This is a genomic window from Chryseobacterium sp. L12 (assembly GCF_056133985.1).
In genome coordinates, this window is record NZ_JBVYOF010000024.1 from 48706 (window position 1) to 69917 (window position 21212).

Here is a 21212-nt window from a genome sequence, read left to right on the forward strand (position 1 = left end):
AAAAAAATTATTGCATTCTTCGGAACTCCACCTTGTCAATGCTTAGACTGTTTACCGTTTGTCCGCCGCATTTGATAACAAGATACACCGTTCCGGTAGCAGTAGCAGTAAAAACACCGCCGTTTTTGCCGCTATTGCAGCCAACAGAGGATACTTTTCCTTTGAATTTCCCTGTACCGCAACCATCCCATGTATTGATGTTTCTTAGGACCGATCCGCTAATGTCTTGTCCCGAAGCAGGAATACTGTTTACAACATATACCTCAAACCAGGTGTTTACCAATGGAGTATCAGAAGACGCTACCATATCAATAGAATATGATTTCCCTGCTTCAACATTAACAGATTGATAAATAGCCTGTTGGTTACTTCCTGATGCTACAATTGTAGCTTTACCGTTAGCAAGTACCCATTGCGCTCCTGAAGCACTAATTTTGTGAATAGACCATTTTGAAATTTCGTCCGGAGTATCAAATCTTCCGCCCTTAATCATGTTACCAGATACAGGATCCGAAGTAGGCACAACAACGGTCTGTTCCGATTTTCCTGCCATCATTCCTCCTATTCCTACAGCCTGATGCTGAATTACATAAGTGCCTGCATCAGGAAGGAAGATTTTTTCTTCACCTTTACCATTGTTGAAACCATCATCATCAATGTTCCACTGAGAATTAAGATAATTATTATGATTTCTTTTTAAAGTATATCTGTTTTCAGCGGTTTTAGAAACTGTAAAAGATGCATCAACAGGATCTTGATTAATTCCGTTTCCTTCCACAGATTCCGGTACACAGCTCGACAAAACGGCTGCCGTTGAAAGAAACATCAGGCTTTTATTAAAATATTTAGCTATCATGTTTTTTAGTTTATAAGATTAATATCCAGGATTTTGTTTTAAAATAGTTCCGGTAAGTTCAGTAAGAGGAATTGGCATAATTTCATTTTTATTAGCAACAAATCCTTTTGAAGATAATTTTGATGCAGCTTCACCCCATCTGACCAAATCAAAAAATCTGTGACCTTCACCAGCAAGTTCTCTTCTTCTTTCATCTTTTACAGCCTGCATTGAAACCGGTACTGAAGACAATCCTACTCTTGCTCTTACCGCATCTAAAAGAGCCTGAGCTCTTGCTCCGGTTCCGTTTAGTGCTTCAGCCTCCATTAGATACGTGTCTGCCAATCTGATCAGGATGTAATTTTGGCGGTAGTTTAATTCTGAAGCACCAGGAAGCGTTGTTTTTTCGTCCTGAGTAGGCATAAATTTATTGAAGAAGTATCCTGTATCCATATATGCCGGAGAATAATCTGCTTTATTTTGCTGCTTTAGTAATCCCATATTCAGGATTGTTGCATTAAATCTTGGATCATTCTGCATAAAGTTTGCTAAATCTGTTGTTACAGCATTGAAAGCCCACCCTCCAACAACATCCGGAGCATCCTGTGTTTTTTTTACATAAGATCTCGGTGCAGTCATAATACAGATTGAGTTTCCTTCATCCTGACCCTGTCCCCAAAAACTCCAGTCTGAGTTGGCTTTATTGGTATGGGTAATTTCAAAGACAGCTTCTGTAGTAAATTTGTTATCAGTAACCCATAAACTGTTATAGTCAGAGACAAGACGATAACCATATTGACTCGTGCTTCCAGGAGTTCCGTTTACTTGTGCCAGTTGTGCTGCAGCTTCTGCTTTTTTGTTCTGATAAAGCAAAACTTTCCCCAACATAGCTCTGGCTGCCCCTTGTGTAAGACGTCCTCTCTGCTCCCCGTTTACCATCATCGGAAGATTAGGAATTGCTTCGTTGAGATCTTTTTCGATCTGGGCATAAATTTCGGCAGGTGCAACTTGCGGAACATTATAAAAATCGTCATTCACCGTATACGTTTTAAGTATCAGCGGAATATTTTTAAACATTTTTAACAAATCAAAGTAGTAGATTGCACGTAATGTTTTGGCTTCAGCAATAAATCTGTTTCGGGTATTATCATTCATTTGAGCTTCAGGAGCTCTTGCAATCAATTCATTGGCACGCGCAACACCCTGCCAGTAATCTCTCCAATAGCTTGCAGGCATAGTGGTCTGATTAACTTGCCAATTGGAAACTCCCTGAATGCCCGCTCCATCGGTAGCACTACCACCACCAGCATAAAAATCGTCTGAAGCTGCATTAAAAAAAGTTACCATATTTTCAAAACCTCCCGCATTTTTTCTGAGGACATCGTAAGTACCGACTAATGCAAAGAAACATTCCTGCTCATTTCTGAAGAAGTTTGCGAAAGCCCCTTTATTGTCTTTCTCTTCCAGATTAGAATCATTACAAGACGTTACAACAGTAGGAACGGTTAAAATGAATAACGAAGCTAAACTTATTTTTAAAAATTTATTTTTCATAATGATTTAATTAAAATGTTATGTTAGCGCCAAACATAAAAGTTCTGGCTTGAGGATAAAATGCTCTGTCGATACCGTAAGAATCTCCCGCAGCGATTTCAGGATCGTAGCCTGTATATTTTGTAAATGTGAATAAGTTTTCACCTGTTATATAAAAGCGAACTTTACTTGCGCCAATATTTTGAGAAATATTTTCTGGAAGCGTATATCCCAGAGTTACAAGTTTAATTCTGAAATAATCTCCTTTTTGTAAATACCAGTTTGAAAGTCTTGAGTAGTTTTTGTTTGGATCGTTTCTTGTAATTCTTGGATTTTCGTTGGTTGAGCCTTCACCAGTCCATCTATCTAAAATTCTTGTCTGGTAGTTTGCATCAAGTATATCCAATCTTCTTAATCCCTGGAAAACTTTATGACCTGCAGCACCCTGACCGAAAACACTTAAATCCCAGTTTTTGTAGTTTACATTGACCGTTGCTCCAAAGTTGTATTTAGGAATTGAGCTTCCTAAGTTTACTTTATCCGAATCATTAATAACTCCATCACCATTAGCATCTGCCCAGATAAAATCTCCTGGTTTTGCATTAGATTGATACATCTGTCCGTTTGCGTTTACATAAGAATCAATCTGTGCCTGATTTTGGAATACTCCCAAAGTCTGGAATCCATAGAAGCTGTTATAGGCCTGTCCCGGTACAATTCTTTGTATAGGACCCATAGACTGAAAGCCCGCTCTGTCTTCATACGCCTGTCCTCTTACCAATGAAAGAACCTTGTTTTCGTTGTAGGCTACATTACCATTTACAGACAATGAAAAGTCATTCCAGGTTTTTTTATATCCCAATTCCAACTCAATACCTCTGTTCTCCATATCACCGGCATTCTGAAACGCTAAACCGGTAACTCCTACATAGCCAGGTATTTGTACCGCGCGAAGAATATCATAAGTCGTTTTCTTATATACATCTACAGTTAAAGTAAATGCATTGAAAAGTTTCATATCTGCAGCGACATTGGTCTGGGTTGTTGTTTCCCATTTTAGATTTTCATTAGCAAGTCCGCTAGGTAAATAACCAGGCATCACAGTTCCATTTCCATCCGTATAATTTGCTCCCGCTACATAAAAGCTGGCAAATTGAAAAGTAGGCATACCGTCATTTCCTAAAGTTCCGTAACCTCCTCTTAATTTGAATGTATTTAAAACATTATTTTCTGGCCAGAAATTTTCTTTATCAATATTCCATCCTAAAGAGAATGATGGGAATATTCCCCAGTGTTTATTTGCACCAAATATTGAGGAGCCATCATATCTTAACGTTCCTGTAAATAAATATTTGTTTTTGTAGTCATATATTGCTCTACCAAAGTATGATGCTTTGTTCCATTCCACATTATCCCAGGCATTTACTGCACGGTTATCTGATGGGGTGTAAAAATTGAATGAAGCCAGCTCATAACTTGAAACAGGAAGATTAGTATAAGTTACAGTTTGCCCGTATCCTATATTATAATCATAATATCCTGTTCCTGCCATTATATTCACGTTGTGATCTCCAAATTTTTTCTGAAATGTAAGCGTGTTTTCCATGCTCCATTCAAATTTTGTTTGGGTGGTTCTGCTGAGGCTGTTGTTTCCTGTATTGGTATTATTTGGATTCAGATAAAATAAAGGTGTGAAATTTTGACTTCCCCAATATGCTTTTTTACCATTTAATGAAGATCTGAGGGTAAAATTATTTAAGAATTTTACTTCTGCAAAAACATTTCCAATGAAATCATCAGACCAGTTGCGGTTTCCGAGTTGTGTATACTTGAAAGCAAGCGGGTTTGACATTTCCTGGTTTACATAAGGTGATATACCGTATGGATTTCCGTTTTCATTTCGTATAATGTAAGGGTTTGAATAAGCAGGTGTGCTTATTACATTAGGATCAGTTTCCACCAATGGAGTTATAGGATCTAAGTTTACCGCCGAACTTAAAGGTCCGCCAAATTCTCCGTTAGCATTAATTCCCTGATTTTTCTGATTGGTATAAGCAAATGTCTGCCCCAATGTCAACCAGTCTGTAACTTTATGAGTTGAGTTTATTCTTGCGGTAAGTCTTTTATAATAAGAAATATCCCGCATTACAATTCCCGACTGATCATAGTATCCAAAAGAGCCGTAGAAAGTAGATTTCTCATTACCACCCTGTACGCTTACTTCGTGGTTTTGTCTGTCTGCTGAACTGAAAATAGCATCCTGCCAATCTGTTCCTGCACCAAAAGCAGAAGGATTCTGAAATCTCGCAGTTCCGCCATCATTTACAAAACCTTCATTAATAATTGTAGCATATTGAGTAGCATTTAGCAAATCAATTTTTCTTGCAGCGTTGCTCACCCCAAAAAATCCGTTATAATTTAAGTTTAATCTTCCTTTCTTACCTTTTTTAGTAGTAACCAAAATTACCCCTCTTGCTGCAGAAACTCCATAAATTGCAGATGAGGCACCATCTTTCAACACCTCAATACTTTCTATATCGCTTTGTGTAAGCCACCCGATACCATCAACTACAATACCGTCTACCACCCAAAGAGGATCATTATTTGATGAATAACTGGTAATACCTCTTACCCTAATCGTTGCAGAAGCTCCAGGCTGTCCGGAGTTTGTTACCACATTTACACCAGCAGCTCTACCCTGTAAAACCTGTTCCGGTTTTCCCGCCGGAATTTTTGCAATATCTTCTTCTTTGATACTTGCAATTGCTCCGGTCACGTTAGATTTTTTTTGAGTACCATAACCAATCATCACGACTTCCTCAATCTTTTGTTCGTTAGAAAGCGTGTCATTCGGCGTGTTCTGAGCATTAAAATTTGCAGTAAAATAGAGTACTGCAACCATGCCCAAACTTCTTGATATTTTTACATTCATATACAGTTAGTTTTTTAATTCTCAAATTGAGACAATAAAAATATATATTTTTTTTAATTATTAACATTTATTTGATAATTATTTTAATTTTTCCAGTATTTTTGGGAACTGAAGGCAGGTCTGAAAGGCAAAAAAATGTTAAAAACTGTCGTTAAAAAGTTAAAATATTTCTCTAAAATGATTACCAAGCAGCCCAATATTTCGCTTCCCCTTAAGCTTACTTTTCTTATTTTTTCAATGGTACTCAACTGTATGGGCATTATTATTCTTCAGCTTTCGGACGAAAAAATCAATTATAATAAGCTGGGATTTTTAGAGTCTTTTAAAGATATTCCTATTGCAATTATTTCACTTTTTGCTGTGGGTTTTATCAGTCGTTTCGGAACTAAAAAATCTTTGATATTTTCACTTCTTTTGGTAGGTGTATGCTCACTTATCTTGCCTTTCGTTGAGGTATTTTGGTTTTATAAATTATGGTTTGCCATTATCGGAACCTGTTTTGCCCTCGGAAAAATTTGTGTTTACGGAATTATCCGCAACAATATGATAGAGGAAAGATCACTCGCAAAAACCATGAATAGTGTAGAAGCAGCTTATATGGTGGGAATTTTTGTTGTAAATATGGGATTTGGACTGCTGATTTCAAGTAAATTTGGTGAGTTCTGGAAGTTTGGTTTTTTGTTTATCTCTCTTATATCATTTGTTACAGTCTATCTGTTTTCGGTGATCAAAATAAGTGAGCCTTCAAAGATAAAAGCCACTCTCCTTCCCGATCTTTCAGGCTTCGGAAATCTTCCTGTTGTATTTTTTTTAGCCGTTATATTTTTTATTGTTTTTACGGAGCAGAGTTTCAACTCTTGGCTGCCTGCATTTTATAAGGATCATTTTAAAGTCAATTCATTCTTTGCACTTCAGGCAACGTCTTTTTTAGCAGTGTTTTCCTATATAGGTCGGGTTTTAACTTCAAAAATTATTCAGCGTTTTCCTTTACACCGTTATTTTATTACCTGTGTTCTACTGATCATTTTTGTTTTGATTCTCATCTCTGTATTGCTTTTTTTCTTTCCCGATAATTCAGCATTTTTAGTATATGTGTTCCCATTCATAGGACTGTTTCTTGCACCTCTTTATCCTGTAATTAATGCAAAAATGATTGCCACCATTGATAAAGATAAAATTAATACTTTCACCTCACTCATTGTAATATTCTCTTCTTTGGGAAGTTCTGTAAGTTCAATGATAATCTCAATATTATTTGAAAATCAGCTTCTTAATTACTATTCAATATATGTATTATCAGCCGTTACAATTATTTTATTGCTTTCTTTTTTCTATTTTAAGCTTCTCAGGACAAAAATTTAAAAAATAATTTTATTTTTACGAAATGAAAACTGACCACAATAAAAGTATTGAAAGCCTAAAAGAACTTATTGACAGTAAGAATTTAATTCCTAATGTCTCTGTAGACTGTACTATTTTTGGTTTCCATGATAATATTCTGAAAGTTTTATTGCTTAAATATCACGATCTGAACCTCTATTCTCTTCCCGGCGGTTTCGTATTTATTGATGAGGATCTCCGGGCTGCTGCAGAACGAGTATTATATGAAAGAACTCATCTAAAGGGTCTTTTTCTGGAGCAATTTCATACTTTCGGAAGAGTTAACCGTACGGAAAATAATGTACACAAAACTTTAATCAATAATAAAGGTCTGGATGTACCAATGGATCACTGGATCTTACAGAGATTTATTACCGTTGGTTACTGTAGTCTGATAGACTTTTCACTTGCCAATACTTTTCCTGATGCGTTCAATGAATCCTGTGCATGGTTTGAAGTTGGTAAACTGCCACAAATGGCGTTTGATCATGACAGAATTATTGCAGAAGGTCTGAATCATCTCCGTAAGAATATTGATACGCAAATTGCTGCCAGTAATCTTTTGCCGGAAAAATTTACCATGAAGGATCTCCAGTGTTTATACGAAACTATTTTGGGTGAAAAACTTAGGAGAAATAATTTTCAGCGTAAGATATTAAGTACTAATTCTTTAGAAAGAATGGAAAAATTATATGACGGATCTGCCAATAAAGCTCCGTATCTGTACAGATTTATAAAAAAATAACCGGAATTTTTTTTTCAAGCCTTACAAAAAAAGTTTATTTTTAGCAAAATTAATCGCATGTCATATTATCCGCTTACAAGCATCCCGGATTATTTCGGAATAGATGCCTTACTTACCGAAGAACACAAACTTATACGCCAATCTGTAAGAGACTGGGTAGAAAGTTTTGTAATGCCTAATATTGATGAAGCTGCTCAAAATCATACAGATTTGCCCAATCTGATGAAAGAATTAGGGAAAATAGGTGCTTTGGGACCTTATATTCCTGAAGAATACGGAGGATCGGGTCTTGATCAGATTTCTTATGGTTTAATAATGCAGGAACTGGAAAGAGGCGATTCTGCAGTGCGTTCTGCTGCCTCAGTACAGAGTTCGCTGGTAATGTTTCCAATCAATGAATTCGGTTCTGAAGAGCAAAAAAGAAAATATCTGCCTCAATTAGCTTCTGGAGAAATGATCGGATCATTTGGTCTGACTGAACCTAATCACGGTTCAGATCCCGGTTCTATGGAAACCTATTTTAAAGATATGGGAGATCATTATCTTTTAAATGGAGCGAAAATGTGGATTACCAATGCTCCACTTTGTGATATTGCCGTAATTTGGGCTAAAAATGAAGAAGGAAAAGTACAGGGCTTAATTGTTGAAAGAGGAATGAAAGGCTTTACGACCCCTGAAACTCATCATAAATGGAGTCTCAGAGCTTCTAAAACAGGTGAACTGGTATTTAATGATGTGAAAGTTCCTAAGGAAAATCTTCTTCCCGGTGTTACAGGATTGAAAGGACCTTTGTCTTGTTTAAATTCTGCCCGATACGGAATTTCCTGGGGAGTTATAGGTGCAGCAATCGACTGTTATTGTACTGCTGTGCAATATTCTAAAGAAAGAAAACAATTTGGAAAACCTATTGGCTCTTTTCAGTTGCAACAGAAAAAACTTGCTGAGTTTTTAACGGAAATTACTAAAGCACAGTTGCTTTGTCTGCAATTGGGGAATCTGAAAAATGATCACAAAGCTTCACCCGCTCAGATTTCAATGGCAAAAAGAAATAATGTGAAAATGGCAATTGATATAGCCAGAGAATCCCGTCAGATTTTAGGCGGAATGGGAATTATGGGTGAATTTCCGATGATGCGTCACGCTGCCAATCTTGAATCTGTCATTACCTATGAAGGAACTCACGATGTCCATTTGCTGATCACAGGTCTTGATATTACAGGCTTTAATGCTTTTTAAATATAATTAAACCTTCAAGTAAAATCTTGAAGGTTTTTTTTAATAAATTATTTGCGATATTCACTTTAAAAAGATTTTGACTTTTCAATGAAATTAATGTCAGGATTCAGAATTTCTAAAATTAAATTCTGAATAGAAATCATTGCATCATCAAGGCTTCCCTGAGCAAATTCCAGTGATACCACTCCTTTTTTGGCATCTGCAAAACTCCATATTCCTGTTTCTACGGGATAACCCCAAAATTCCGGCAGATTCTGAATAACATACTGATAAAGGCAGAGCTGCATTGCCTGTTTTCTCTCACTGTTCTGAAAATAATCTGACTGATTTAGTTCATCAATCTTTACCGTGAGATTTTTTGTTTTTGCTGTTTTATAATCTATAATTCTAATATTTCCGTTAAGCTTATCAATTCGGTCAATAAAACCAAAAAATGAAACTTTATCAGTTTTTTCTTTATCCAGATAGAAATCAATATTTTCAAATCTTTTTTCAATGTCTACAATTTCCAGTGTGTTTCCAGATTTTATCAGTTCGAGATCATGATTAAGGATATTTAAAATTACTTTTCTGGCAATTGCTTTATGAATGAAATTCATCCCTTTGTTATAAAATTCAGGTTGATGTTTCAACTTTTCAATAGCAATGTCTATAAATTCATCTATTCGTTGAATAGATGTTTGTAAATCAATATTTTTTAATGTTTTACTTTTAATGTTTTCATATATCTCTTGAAGTGTATAATGTACTAAATTACCATAATTTCTGATGGATAATTCTTCTTCGATTTCATCAGTTTCCGATGTATTTAAAACCTTTGAGAGATAAAAATCTATAGGATTGTACAGATAACTCGTAAGATGTGAAGCTGAAACTTTTTCTTTCCATTTTGAAAGCTGCTGAATCACGATAGTAGTTTTCACAATTTCAATTGGTTTGCTGATAATGGGATCAGAGGAATTTTCAACAATAATATGGTTGATCTGATGCTGGCTTTCCATCTCAATCTGGGTTATAAAACGACTCTTTTCCCCGGTATTAACTCCCGAACTTAAAGCATTAAAAAGTAAGTGTATATTCTTCGCATCCTGAAGAAGGCGGTAAAAATGGTAGGCATAAATGCTGTCATTTTCCAGAAAGGTATGCAGATCAAAATGTCTTCTTATATCAAAAGGAATGTAGGTGTTTTGCGAGTTTCCAAGCGGTAGTTTGCCTTCATTTACAGAAAGAAGAATCACATTTTCGAAATTAAGGAGTCTTGTTTCCAAAAGTCCCATTACCTGTAATCCTTTTAGGGGCTCTCCGATAAAATCTATGCTTTCAGAATTGATGTGCTGATTGATCAGAATCTCCAGCGTTTCCATCTTTATCTCAAAACCATACGGAGTAATCTGGTTTTTAATAAGGCGGAAAGCATTTTCAAAATGCGATATGTTTTCGTATTGTATATCGTCCAGCTGAAGCCATTTAATCTGTCGGCAGAAACTGATGAGATCATCTAAAAACTGATATTCAGACTCGGCTTTCTGCAAAAGTTTGAAGTAAGAAAGGTCTCCCAACAGCTCTTTCAGTAATTTCTGAGAAATGTAAACAATATTCCTTTCTTCTATTTTAGATTTAAAATGAATAATGATCTGATCATCTTCATCAGATTTCGGAAGTTCTTCCAATATTGGAAATAGATCTCTGTAATAGTATGAGGTTTTATTTTTTTCAAGCTGCTTCTGCAAATAAAATAATTGCTTCACCGCATTGGAAAATGAAAGATTTTTAAGCGGAAAACCCATTGTAATATTGAGATTTTCCACTTCATGCATTACATCCAGAGTTGCAGGAAGAAGGTTTTCATCCAGCAACACCACAGCTGTATTCGTGAAAGTCTTATTATTAATATCTTTAAAAATTTCAGGTAAGATTTTAGTCTGGGTGACATTTCCCGAAACTTCGTATACATTGATGTTTTTAGGCTGATTAAAATCGTCTTCTATCCAGTGAAATGCACGGCTGTCATTGAATTCCTTCCACATTTTATGATTTCTGAGGAATTTTCCTGCCTCTTGTCTTTCATCATCAAAATAATACCGGTCTGCCTGAAAGAAGCATTGTGCTTTATCCCACTGCAAGAGATTTCTTACCAGTTTTTCTTCTACAGGTGTAAAGGCATTAAAACCGCAAAAAACAAAATTATCATTATTCTTTTGGGCAAAATCCTGAATTTTAAGTTTTGCCAGCTCATGAGTCATTCCCGGAGTAGCCCAGTTTTTTTCCTGTAGTTTCTTTTTTAATTCAGGTAAAAATACATTCATATTCCGCCAGAAATTGAGGAATTTTTTACGCGGAACCTCATCATCTCCCAGATCTTGCGCCCATTCTTTGATGCGCTCTTCATCAAACATATATTGCAGTACGGCTTCATCACTTTCGGAAAACTTTAAAATATCATCCCAGTCTTTTTGTAGCGTGGGAAACCATTTTAAGAATTCTGAGAAATCATCATTGGGGATCAGATGCAAATTTTTATACACTTCAAATGCAAAAAGCCACAGCGATATTCCGTCTATGGTTTGTTTGTCTACAATTTTGACAATTAGTTCTTCAATCGTAAAAAAATCAGGAAGAAATCCTGAATATTGGCGTTCTTCAAGAATCTGCCGTATGAAAACTATGGGTCTTTTTCCGGGTAAAATGATATTAAACTGTGACAGATCATTGTTTTGAGCTAATAATTCGTCAATTATTTTATTTAAAAATTTCACAGTTTTTGGTAATTTTTTAATTGTTCCAGATCATCGGCAATCCTGCTGTTATATTCAGATTGTTTTTCTTTATTCATACCATGACTGGTATCTCTGTCATACGCAGCCTGATAATTTTTATATTCGGAAGATATTTTAGCGTATATAGATTTGAAATATTTATTAAAATCGCTTGTGTTTTTAATTCTTGCAGCAACTTCTTTTCTCAGTTTTCTAGCGTGAATTTCAGCTATATCAAAATGCTTTTGTTCATGAACCAAAACATAGTCATTGATTCTTTTGTCATCTTTCCAGGACTTATCTTCATTAAAAATAGTTTGAATATCAATTTTTACAGAAACCTTAGGATCGCTTGATGTGATTACCGAATATTCCCATCCACAATGGGTATAAGCCACGACGTCTGTTTCTCCAAGATTGTTTTTTTTGCTTCTGAAGTTTTCCCAAACCAATTTCTGGTCATCTTTCCATTCGATTTTCTGAGCAGAAAAAAAATTAAAAGATATTATAAAGAGAACAAATAAATATTTCATTAATTAACAACGATGTTTTTTGTAATCCAGGTATTTTCACCAGTCCAGAATCTAAAAGTATAAACTCCCTTTTTCTGAGGATGGAAATTGATTTGATTTGCTGCTGAATATTCCACCTGCGGACAAGTGCCGTTGGTAAAATATTGATATGCAGTTATATCCCGTTCTGTTTCTTCGGAATGAATATAATCATATCCATAAAATCCCTGACATTTTGATTGGTATTTTGAATAGGTTCTTATACTTTGAACTGAAAATACAGACATCGTATCGCTCACTATTTTTACACTGTCTATTTTTATCTTTTCTACAGATTCTATCGTTTCATAATCTTCGTCTTCTTTACAGGAAATAACAGATAGTCCCAAAAAAGATGTTATCAAACAGATTTTTAGCAGAGATTTCATGATGGTGTATTTTGTTTTGAAAATTAAAGTTAGCAAAAATTATTCCTAATAATTGCTGAATTACGAATTAAAATTACCTTTTGATAAATAAACCACTTTTTTTGTTTCAAAAAAATCTTCTTCAAAATAAATTTTCAGACTAAAGAGTTCACATTTTAATCCGGCAAGTTCTTCTGCCAAATCTCCGCCTTTTAAATACAGAACGCCATTATGTTTAGTATTAAACTGGTCTTTTTCAAATTTCCCTTTCAGCCAGCGCAAAAATTCTGGCATCTGCGTCACTGCTCTGCTTACGATAAAATGAAACTTATCTTTCACCTTTTCTGCCCTTCCGTGAATTGCAGTAAGGTTTTCCAGACCAATGCCTTCTGCTACTCCGTTTACAACTGTAATTTTTTTTCCTATAGAATCAATCAGGGTAAATTGTGTTTCAGGAAAAAGAATGGCTAAAGGAATTCCAGGAAAACCACCACCTGTTCCTATATCCAGAACTTTTGTTCCGGAAGCAAATTCCATTACTTTTGCTATTCCTAAAGAATGAAGCACGTGCTTTTCGTAAAGTGAATCTGTATCTTTTCTGGAAATAACATTTATTTTTTCATTCCACTCCTTATACAGATCTTCAAGCTTTGCAAACTGTTCAATTTGTTTTTCTGATAAATTGGGAAAATATTTAAGAATAATTTTTAATGACATATAGTAATTATGAAAAGCAAAAATAAGGGTTTTTATTATTTTATGAGGAATTATTACTTTGAGATTAAATGATTAGGTTCAAATTTTAAGTTTTACAAATCTAACTGTCTCTGAAATTCTTCAAAATATTTTGCCAGATGAATACCGTCTGCTAGACCGTGGTGAGCTTCGATAGATACAGGCATCATTTTTTTGCCTTCTCGAATATTAAATTTACCAAAAGCAATTTTAGGAATGCACTCTTCAGGATCAAAATTGGTAGGATGCACAATTGCAGAAAATGAATTCCACGGAATTGTTGTGTGCCGAATATGATTAACGGGTAAAATCTCATTTCTGATTCCTAAACCGGTAGAATTTTGAACTGTACTTATCTGATCTTGAAGTCTTTCATTAAAAATTGTAAAATCTTCAGAATAATGAAAAAAAGAGAACCCAAATGTTCCGTCTGTTCGTCCAATGGTGCTTCCGACATGAACTTCATCAAATAAAATAACTTGATCATCAATTATCCTCAGTTTTAATTCATCTACAGCATTAATAGCAACCATTGATTTATACAGATAATAAGAAAAGAAAGAATATCCGTTTTCTTTTGCCGTTTCATAAGCTTTGGTACAATCTACTTCTGTTGTAAATCCGAAATACGGACTTTTCATGGCAGAGAAAAATTTAAAATGTTCTTTTCTGTTCCAGTTTTCAATATTTATTACCTTCATTAATTTATTTTTTTGCAAATCTCTGAAAGTTTTTTATTATAAATATCAGAAACAGCGGACAATTTTAAGAAACTGATATCATGCGGGGCATTTTATACTAAAATATTATTTTAATAAATTGGTCAGCTTTTTGAATGAAAAAATAATAAATTCATAGTCTTGAAACTCATCACATTCACAAATAAAGGAATCTACTGTCCACAAGGAAAATTCTACATTGATCCGTGGCGACCGGTTGACTTGGCGGTCATTACACATGGACATGCCGATCACGCTCGTTGGGGAATGAAAAAATACTTGTGTCATCATTTTACCAAACCTATTCTGCACAAGAGAATCAGCGAAGATCTTGAAGTTCAGAGCGTGGAATATGGTGAAGTCATCAATATTAACGGCGTAAAAGTTTCACTTCATCCTGCTGGTCATATCATCGGTTCTGCGCAAATCCGGTTGGAATATAAAGGCTATGTAAGCGTTGTTTCAGGAGATTATAAAGTTCAGGATGATGGATTAAGCACCCCTTTTGAACTGGTAAAATGCAATGAATTCGTTACTGAAAGTACCTTTGGACTGCCAATTTACAACTGGCTGGAAGTTCCGGATCTGAATAAAAAGCTCCAAAACTGGGTTCTCAGAAATCAGGAAAATCAAAAAACCTCTGTTTTCATCGGTTATTCTCTGGGCAAAGCACAACGGGTAATGAAAGCCGTTGAAGGAACGGGAAAAATCCACGTCCACTACTCGATTGGGAAACTGAATAAAGCTTTTGAAGAAGTCGGAATTGTACTTCCTGATTATGAAATTCCCGATTTCAGGGAAAGCATCAAACACGTTGCAGGAGATATCGTGATTGTTCCGCCTGCTTTGCTGGATTCCAATGTGATTAAAAAAATTCCGGATGCGGCAACAGCGATCTGTTCCGGATGGATGCAGGTGCGCGGTGCAAGACGATGGAGAAGTGCAGATGCTGGTTTTCCGATGAGCGATCACGCCGACTGGAAAGGTTTGTTACAGGCTATAAAAGCTACCGAAGCGGAGATCGTCCACGTTACGCACGGACAAACCGAAGTTTTTTCTAAATATTTGAACGAAATCGGAATTAAATCTGATGTGATGGAAACATTGTATGGAGACGATGATGAGGAGGAAAAAGAGAAAGAAATCGTAAAGGATAATAATTAATTTGAAATTAACCGTGTCAAGGTTCAAAACCTTGACACGGTTTAAAGATTAAATAAAACTTTTAAAAAATTTCGCAGGAACTTAAACGTTGTACTAAAGAAGTTATAATATTGGAAAGCTCAGGAAGAGCTTGCGGTTAATAGAAAAAATAGAGCGCAATAAAGCGGAGCTCCGTAGGAGCGACCTGATAAAGATTTAGACAACGAATTGCACGCAGCCCGACCTGAGTGGAGCTCTTTTGCAGTTTTCCAGCAGGAAAAAGCAATGGCAAAACTGCAAAAAGCGGGAACGGAGGGCGGAAATTGCTGCCATAAAAAAATAATAAATGCAATTAGGCGTAGCCAAAAGCTACCCAAATATTACAAACATACGTTTAAAAAACGCCAATTAAAATTTATGAAACATTTCGCAGAACTGATCAATGCTCTCGAAAGCACCAATAAAACCAATGCTAAAATCGATGCCATCATCGATTATCTGGAACGTGCGCCTGATGAAGATAAAGTCTGGTTCATTGCGTTGTTTACGGGCAAAAGACCTAAACGGAATGTAAACACCAATTATATGAAAAAATGGGCTTTGGAAATTACGGAGTTACCGTTCTGGCTGTTTCAGGAAAGCTATTCGTCAGTCGGAGATTTGGGCGAAACTATTTCCCTGATTCTTCCACCACCCACGGAAAAAATCGAACGCTCATTATCGGAGTGGATGAAAGATATTATCAATTTAAAAACAAAAACCGACGCTGAAAAAAAAGAATTTGTTCTGAATTCGTGGAATGGTTTAGATTATACGGAACGACTGATTTTCAATAAACTACTGGGCGGAAGTTTCAGAATCGGAGTTTCTGATAAAACACTGATAAATGCCCTGACAAAGTTTTCCGGACAGGAATCCAGCGCATTAATGCACAGTTTGATGGGAAAATGGCAACCAGCCGAAGTTTCTTTTCAGGGATTGATTTCAGCTGAAAATGTGAATCCGGATAATTCAAAACCCTATCCGTTCTGTCTGGCTTATCCATTAGAAAAAGATTTGGAAGAACTCGGAACTCCCGATGAATGGCTGATTGAATACAAATGGGACGGAATCCGCGGACAGATTATTAAACGTAATAATGAAGTTTTCATCTGGTCAAGAGGTGAAGAACTGGTGACGGAACAATTTCCTGAAATTGCAGAAGCAATTCAGCAGATGAATGGAAATTTTGTAATTGATGGAGAAATTCTCGCTGTAAAGGACGAGAAAGTTTTAAATTTTAATGAATTACAAAAACGTCTGAACCGTAAAACATTAACAAAAAAAATGCTTTCTGAAATTCCGATTGAAGTCTTTGCGTATGATCTTTTAGAACTGGAAGGAAACGATTTGCGTGAAAAACCCATCTCTGCAAGACGTGCCATGCTTGAAGAATTATTATTGAATGAAAATCCTGAAAACATCAAAATTTCCGAATCAATAGAATTTGAAAACTGGCAAGAATTGAACAGGATCAGAGAAAATTCCAGAGACATCAACAGTGAAGGTTTGATGCTTAAACAGAAAAACTCACCTTATCATTCCGGAAGAAAAAAGGGCGACTGGTGGAAATGGAAAATCAGTCCTTTAACCATTGACGTAGTTCTGATTTATGCCCAAAAAGGAAGCGGAAGACGAAGCGCATACTATACCGATTACACTTTTGCCGTGAAAAACGAAGGTAAATTAGTAACGATCGCCAAAGCTTATTCAGGATTAACAGACAAAGAAATTATGGAAGTCAGTAAATTTGTGAATAAAAATGCCATTGAAAAATTCGGTCCGGTTCGAACTGTAAAAGCTGAATTGGTTTTTGAAATTGCTTTTGAAGGAATCGGCTTCAGCAACCGTCACAAAAGCGGCGTTGCGCTAAGATTTCCGAGAATTTTACGATGGCGAAAAGATAAAACGGTGGATGAGATTGATGATTTGGAAGAGATAAAAAAATTGATACAGTGAGATTCTTCAAAGCTCCAGAGGAGCTTTATCTGTGTAGAAACAACCATTTATTTCCAACTTTTTGGAACTCCGTAGGAGTTTTATCTAAATCGTTTGAAAAAAAAATAGCGCACCTCCGGAGCGCCAACTCTATAATTATTAAATTTACTACACAGATAAAACTGCTCTGCAGTTTCAAATAAAAAGGTGCATATTTTGATATTATTGAACTTTAACTAAAATCTTGAATCAATTCGAAAATACCAACGGCTTTAAAGTCATTCAGCAATGGATGGCGGATAAAGGCAATTCCCCATTTAAGTTTCAGGTCGATACGTGGCAGAAATTTGAGAACGGTTACAGCGGAATGGTGATTGCTCCGACCGGTTTTGGAAAAACATTTTCTGTTTTTTTAGCATTGTTAAACCATTTCTTAAACCATCCTGAAAAATATGGAAAGGGCTTAAAAATGATCTGGATCACACCGCTCCGATCACTGTCCAAAGACATCGCCAAAGCAATGCAGGAAGCAATTGACGAAATCGGACTGGATTGGACAGTTGGAGTAAGAAACGGCGACACCGATCCGAAAGTACGGCAGCAACAGGTAAAAAATATGCCTGAAATTCTTGTGGTGACACCGGAAAGTTTATATCTTCTTCTCGGGCAGAAAAATCACGAACGTTTTTTTAAAGACTTAAAAACTGTAGTTGTGGACGAATGGCACGAATTACTCGGATCAAAACGCGGTATAATGGTGGAATTGGGAATTTCCCAGCTTACAAAATATGCTCCCAAAATGAAAATCTGGGGAATTACAGCAACCATAGGAAATCTGGATGAAGCAATGGATATTTTAATTCCGTATGACATCAAAAAAACGAAAATTACCGCCAAAGAACAGAAAAAAATTGATATTCTCTCCGTTTTTCCGGATGAAGTGGAAATTCTTCCTTGGGCGGGACATCTCGGACAAAAATTAGCAGATAAAGTAGTGCCCATTATCTTAGAATCAAAATCGACCATTGTTTTTACCAATACGAGAAGCCAGAGTGAAATGTGGTACCAATTATTGCTTCAGGCCTATCCCGATTTTGCAGGACAGATTGCCATTCATCACAGTTCAATTGATGCTCATCTGAGAATCTGGATCGAGGAAAATTTAAGTTCCGGAAAGTTAAAAGCCGTCGTTTCCACCTCTTCTTTGGATTTGGGAATTGATTTTAAGCCGGTTGATACCGTCATTCAGATCGGTTCTGCAAAAGGTGTTGCTAGATTTTTACAACGAGCAGGACGAAGTGGTCACTCCCCTTTTGAAACGTCGAAAATCTACTGTGTTCCAACCCATTCACTGGAACTGATTGAAGTTGCCGCTCTAAAGGAAGCCGTAAAACAGAAAGTGATCGAGCCGAGAGATCCGCAGGTTTTGTGTTTTGATGTTCTGGTTCAGTTTTTAATGACTTTAGCAGTGGGTGACGGGTTTTATCCGCAGGAAATTTACGGAAGAATTAAAAAAGTCTATGCTTTTCAGGAAATGACGGATGAAGAATGGAAAAGCATCCTCGATTTTCTTACCATCGGCGGAAGTGTATTGAAAAGCTATGAAGAATTCCATAAAATCGTAATTCAGGAAGACGGTTTGTATAAAGTGACGTCCCGAAAAATTGCGATGCTTCACCGGATGAATATGGGCGTTATTGTAAGCGATGCCATGCTGAAAGTGAAATTCATTTCCGGCGGTTATATCGGAATGGTGGAAGAATATTTTATTTCAAAACTAAAAAAAGAAGAAAAATTTATTTTGGCAGGAAGAGTTCTGGAAGTCGCGATGATTAAAGATATGACGGTTTTTGTCCGCGCTTCCAAAGGAAAAGCTCTTGCGCCGAGTTATCTGGGAGGAAGACTGCCTTTAAGTTCAAATTTAGGTCAGTTTTTAAGAGAAAAGTTATCCGGTGCGCTTAATCCGAAAGCTTCAGAAAAGGAGCTGAAGTTTTTGAACCCGTTGCTGATGAATCAGGAAGAACGTTCTCACATTCCGAAATGTGATGAATTTTTGGTGGAACTCATTAAAAACCGTGAAGGTTATCATTTGTTTATGTATCCGTTTGAAGGTCGGCTTGTTCACGAAGTAATGTCGGCTTTAATCGCCTACAGAATTTCAAAACTTGCTCCGATTTCCTTTTCAATGGCGATGAATGATTATGGTTTTGAACTGTTCAGCGACAAAGAAATTCCGCTGAATGATGAAAATCTTCATAAAATTCTGAGCAGGGAAAATCTGATGACGGATGTAATTTCCAGCATCAATTCAGCAGAAATGGCAAGAAGAAAATTCCGTGACATTGCGGTTATTTCAGGAATGGTGATCCAGAATTATGCAGGAAAACAGCGTTCCAACAAATCTCTGCAAAGTTCGGCAGGATTAATTTTCAAAGTTCTCGAAGATTACGATCCGAACCATTTCCTTGTAAGACAGGCTTATACAGAAGTTTTTAATGCGCAATTGCAGGAACAGCGACTGGTGGAAGCCTTTAAACGGATTGAAAAATCAAAAATAATCCTGAAATTTGCCAATACTTTTACCCCGCTGAGTTTCCCGATAAAAGTGGACAGTTTGCGACAGACGCTTTCCAGTGAAGGACTGGATGCGAGAATTCAGAAACTGATTCAGCAGGCGAAAAAAGGGAAATAGAGCTAATTGTCAATAAGTCAATTATGAATTTTACGGCGTTGTGTCATTCAGAACATAGACAGAAAGTCTACGAACGCAGTTCAGAAGTGTAGTGAAGAATCTATTTAAATTTGAGATTCTTCTTTCGTCAGAATGACAATTGCAATGCTAACGTTTTTATATCAAATGAAAATAGTAACAAAAAACATCCATATTCAGGACGAAGTCTTTACGTTAACCAATCAGAGAGCATTATTCTGGAGAAAAGAAAAAGCCTTGATCTTGTCGGATCTTCACATCGGAAAAACCGCCCATTTCCGCAAAAACGGAATTGCGCTTTCCGATCATATTTTTGAAAATGACCTGCAGCGATTATCCGTTTTAATCGAATATTTTCAGCCGGAAAAATTTATTGTTGTCGGCGATCTGCTTCACGCAGGAGACAATTCCGGAGTAGATAAATTCTGTGAATGGAAAGCTGAGTTCCCTAACCTCGAATTCCATCTTGTAGAAGGCAATCACGACAGAATTTCAAAGAAACTTGAAGCTAAACTCTGCCTTAATTTCAGGGACGAAACCCTAAATATTGATGATTTTTTATTCGTTCACGATTTTCAGAAAAAGAATGAAAAATTTCAGATTACGGGACACATTCATCCCGGATTTATCATTAATTCTCCAGTAAAAAAAATCAAACTGCCGTGTTTTGTGGTGACAGACAATCAATTATTACTTCCTGCTTTCAGTGAATTTACAGGTTTAGATACAAAAAATCTCCCTGAAAAAGGAAGATTCTATGTTTTTACGGATGCTGAAATCTATGAGATATAGAAATATTATAAATTGTCAAACCATTTATAAATGTCTGTATCTGATGATATTCCAAGCTTTTTTCTTAATCTGTTTTTACGATTCTGTATAGCTTTTGGAGTGACAAAAGTATAAATTGCTATTTCTTTGGTCGTTAATCTCAGTTTCAGATAAATACAAAAAATTATTTCAGAGTTTTGCAGGTTGGCATTGATCTCTGAAAGCTTTAAAAAAAAATCGGGATATACCGATTTATATTTACTGAGAAGTCTTGGTGAATTTTCCTTCGCTAATCTTAAAATCTCTTCGTCTGGCATATTAAAAGCGTTTTTTGAGTATGTATCTAATTCAGCTTCTTTGTCTGGGTTATTATTAGTCATGTGTTGTTCCTTTTTCTATTAAATGCTAAGTTTTATTAAATTTTGATGAAATCTTAATGTAATAATAGTCACTTAAAATAGATTTAATTATTTTAGTATTTAAACTATAACGATCTCAAAATTATTATTTTTTTAATCTCTGGTTTATGATTCTAATCAGCAAGGGCGTTTTTTAGTATTTTTTTATGAAAATTATTCACCATTGGTTTTTAGAGACTTGTTTTTCTTTATGCTAAATAATTTAAAATAATGTGAGTTCGATTTAAGTCGCAATCAATCTATCTTGATCAATAATGTCGCCCTTGGTGTTTATTGTTGGTTTTTTATCAAAGAACGAATAAGCTGCTAAAGCCGACAAAATATTCAGAATAAAGTTACCAAAACTTCTGTGACGGGTAAGTTCTATTTGACAAATATTCTTGAATTCATCGTTTACAGACT

At 35.9% G+C, this 21212-nt stretch carries 16 protein-coding genes and 1 pseudogene; 7 read left to right on the forward strand and 10 right to left on the reverse strand.

Annotated features, from left to right (window positions below):
• Window positions 1–7: 7 nt before the first annotated feature.
• The 3 genes from AC0NBN_RS13595 to AC0NBN_RS13605 are packed head-to-tail and all read right to left on the reverse strand — an operon-like array spanning window position 8 to window position 5300.
• Window positions 8–856, reverse strand: a complete 849-nt coding sequence (locus tag AC0NBN_RS13595; protein WP_160813956.1) for a hypothetical protein — start codon at window positions 854–856, stop codon at window positions 8–10.
• Window positions 857–874: 18 nt separating this feature from the next.
• A complete protein-coding gene (locus tag AC0NBN_RS13600; RefSeq protein WP_160813957.1) occupies window positions 875–2389 on the reverse strand; it encodes a RagB/SusD family nutrient uptake outer membrane protein in 1515 nt (504 codons plus the stop codon).
• A 10-nt stretch (window positions 2390–2399) separates the two neighbouring features.
• Entirely contained in the window at window positions 2400–5300 is a 2901-nt protein-coding gene (locus AC0NBN_RS13605) for a SusC/RagA family TonB-linked outer membrane protein (RefSeq protein WP_160813958.1), read from the reverse strand.
• 177 nt (window positions 5301–5477) lie between these two features.
• Between AC0NBN_RS13605 and AC0NBN_RS13610 the strand changes: the two genes are divergently transcribed.
• The 3 genes from AC0NBN_RS13610 to AC0NBN_RS13620 are packed head-to-tail and all read left to right on the forward strand — an operon-like array spanning window position 5478 to window position 8661.
• The gene (locus AC0NBN_RS13610; protein ID WP_160813959.1) at window positions 5478–6662 is read left to right on the forward strand and encodes an MFS transporter; all 1185 of its coding nucleotides are present in this window, start codon (window positions 5478–5480) and stop codon (window positions 6660–6662) included.
• A gap of 22 nt (window positions 6663–6684) precedes the next feature.
• Complete coding sequence (locus AC0NBN_RS13615; protein ID WP_143885058.1) at window positions 6685–7425, forward strand: NUDIX hydrolase; 741 nt, start codon at window positions 6685–6687, stop codon at window positions 7423–7425.
• 57 nt (window positions 7426–7482) lie between these two features.
• Complete coding sequence (locus tag AC0NBN_RS13620) at window positions 7483–8661, forward strand: acyl-CoA dehydrogenase family protein (RefSeq protein ID WP_143885057.1); 1179 nt, start codon at window positions 7483–7485, stop codon at window positions 8659–8661.
• 65 nt (window positions 8662–8726) lie between these two features.
• Here the strand turns inward: AC0NBN_RS13620 and AC0NBN_RS13625 are convergent, their stop codons facing one another.
• The 5 genes from AC0NBN_RS13625 to AC0NBN_RS13645 all read right to left on the reverse strand — a co-directional run bounded on the left by AC0NBN_RS13625 (window position 8727) and on the right by AC0NBN_RS13645 (window position 13772).
• Window positions 8727–11417 (reverse strand): PD-(D/E)XK nuclease family protein, encoded by a 2691-nt coding sequence (locus tag AC0NBN_RS13625; protein ID WP_160813960.1) that lies wholly within the window; start codon window positions 11415–11417, stop codon window positions 8727–8729.
• On the reverse strand, window positions 11414–11950 hold the full coding sequence (locus tag AC0NBN_RS13630; protein ID WP_160813961.1) for a DUF922 domain-containing protein: 537 nt from the start codon (window positions 11948–11950) through the stop codon (window positions 11414–11416). The genes AC0NBN_RS13625 and AC0NBN_RS13630 overlap by 4 nt, the downstream gene beginning before the upstream one ends.
• Window positions 11950–12333 (reverse strand): hypothetical protein, encoded by a 384-nt coding sequence (locus tag AC0NBN_RS13635; protein ID WP_474468602.1) that lies wholly within the window; start codon window positions 12331–12333, stop codon window positions 11950–11952. The genes AC0NBN_RS13630 and AC0NBN_RS13635 overlap by 1 nt, the downstream gene beginning before the upstream one ends.
• Before the next feature lie 84 nt (window positions 12334–12417).
• The gene (rsmG, locus tag AC0NBN_RS13640) at window positions 12418–13053 is read right to left on the reverse strand and encodes a 16S rRNA (guanine(527)-N(7))-methyltransferase RsmG (RefSeq protein ID WP_160813963.1); all 636 of its coding nucleotides are present in this window, start codon (window positions 13051–13053) and stop codon (window positions 12418–12420) included.
• Between the two features lie 92 nt (window positions 13054–13145).
• Window positions 13146–13772 carry a chloramphenicol acetyltransferase gene (locus tag AC0NBN_RS13645; protein ID WP_160813964.1) on the reverse strand — a complete coding sequence of 209 codons (627 nt, stop codon included), beginning with the start codon at window positions 13770–13772 and terminating at the stop codon, window positions 13146–13148.
• 159 nt (window positions 13773–13931) lie between these two features.
• Here AC0NBN_RS13645 and AC0NBN_RS13650 point away from each other — a divergent pair, with 159 nt between their 5' ends.
• The 4 genes from AC0NBN_RS13650 (at window position 13932) to pdeM (ending at window position 20412) form a co-directional block, all read left to right on the forward strand.
• Window positions 13932–14954, forward strand: a complete 1023-nt coding sequence (locus AC0NBN_RS13650) for a ligase-associated DNA damage response exonuclease (RefSeq protein WP_160813965.1) — start codon at window positions 13932–13934, stop codon at window positions 14952–14954.
• A 396-nt stretch (window positions 14955–15350) separates the two neighbouring features.
• A complete protein-coding gene (locus tag AC0NBN_RS13655) occupies window positions 15351–16931 on the forward strand; it encodes an ATP-dependent DNA ligase (protein WP_160813966.1) in 1581 nt (526 codons plus the stop codon).
• A 223-nt stretch (window positions 16932–17154) separates the two neighbouring features.
• Window positions 17155–19602 (forward strand): ligase-associated DNA damage response DEXH box helicase, encoded by a 2448-nt coding sequence (locus AC0NBN_RS13660; protein ID WP_160813967.1) that lies wholly within the window; start codon window positions 17155–17157, stop codon window positions 19600–19602.
• Window positions 19603–19767: 165 nt separating this feature from the next.
• Window positions 19768–20412: a ligase-associated DNA damage response endonuclease PdeM gene (pdeM, locus tag AC0NBN_RS13665; protein WP_160813968.1), complete on the forward strand. Its 645-nt coding sequence runs from the start codon at window positions 19768–19770 to the stop codon at window positions 20410–20412.
• Window positions 20413–20417: 5 nt separating this feature from the next.
• Here pdeM and AC0NBN_RS13670 read toward each other — a convergent pair whose 3' ends face one another.
• Window positions 20418–20771, reverse strand: a complete 354-nt coding sequence (locus AC0NBN_RS13670) for a helix-turn-helix domain-containing protein (RefSeq protein ID WP_143885047.1) — start codon at window positions 20769–20771, stop codon at window positions 20418–20420.
• Window positions 20772–21033: 262 nt separating this feature from the next.
• Window positions 21034–21212, reverse strand: a pseudogene (locus tag AC0NBN_RS13675) (IS982 family transposase); the annotation flags it as partial.

Bases quoted from the DNA above. Each gene is read 5' to 3' on its own strand.
- AC0NBN_RS13595 (WP_160813956.1), bottom strand. From the start codon at position 856: ATGATAGCTAAATATTTTAATAAAAGCCTGATGTTTCTTTCAACGGCA.
- AC0NBN_RS13630 (WP_160813961.1), bottom strand. From the start codon at position 11,950: ATGAAATATTTATTTGTTCTCTTTATAATATCTTTTAATTTTTTTTCT.
- rsmG (WP_160813963.1), bottom strand. From the start codon at position 13,053: ATGTCATTAAAAATTATTCTTAAATATTTTCCCAATTTATCAGAAAAA.
- AC0NBN_RS13600 (WP_160813957.1), bottom strand. From the start codon at position 2,389: ATGAAAAATAAATTTTTAAAAATAAGTTTAGCTTCGTTATTCATTTTA.
- AC0NBN_RS13670 (WP_143885047.1), bottom strand. From the start codon at position 20,771: ATGACTAATAATAACCCAGACAAAGAAGCTGAATTAGATACATACTCA.
- AC0NBN_RS13655 (WP_160813966.1), top strand. From the start codon at position 15,351: ATGAAACATTTCGCAGAACTGATCAATGCTCTCGAAAGCACCAATAAA.
- AC0NBN_RS13615 (WP_143885058.1), top strand. From the start codon at position 6,685: ATGAAAACTGACCACAATAAAAGTATTGAAAGCCTAAAAGAACTTATT.
- AC0NBN_RS13605 (WP_160813958.1), bottom strand. From the start codon at position 5,300: ATGAATGTAAAAATATCAAGAAGTTTGGGCATGGTTGCAGTACTCTAT.
- AC0NBN_RS13610 (WP_160813959.1), top strand. From the start codon at position 5,478: ATGATTACCAAGCAGCCCAATATTTCGCTTCCCCTTAAGCTTACTTTT.
- AC0NBN_RS13620 (WP_143885057.1), top strand. From the start codon at position 7,483: ATGTCATATTATCCGCTTACAAGCATCCCGGATTATTTCGGAATAGAT.
- pdeM (WP_160813968.1), top strand. From the start codon at position 19,768: ATGAAAATAGTAACAAAAAACATCCATATTCAGGACGAAGTCTTTACG.
- AC0NBN_RS13645 (WP_160813964.1), bottom strand. From the start codon at position 13,772: ATGAAGGTAATAAATATTGAAAACTGGAACAGAAAAGAACATTTTAAA.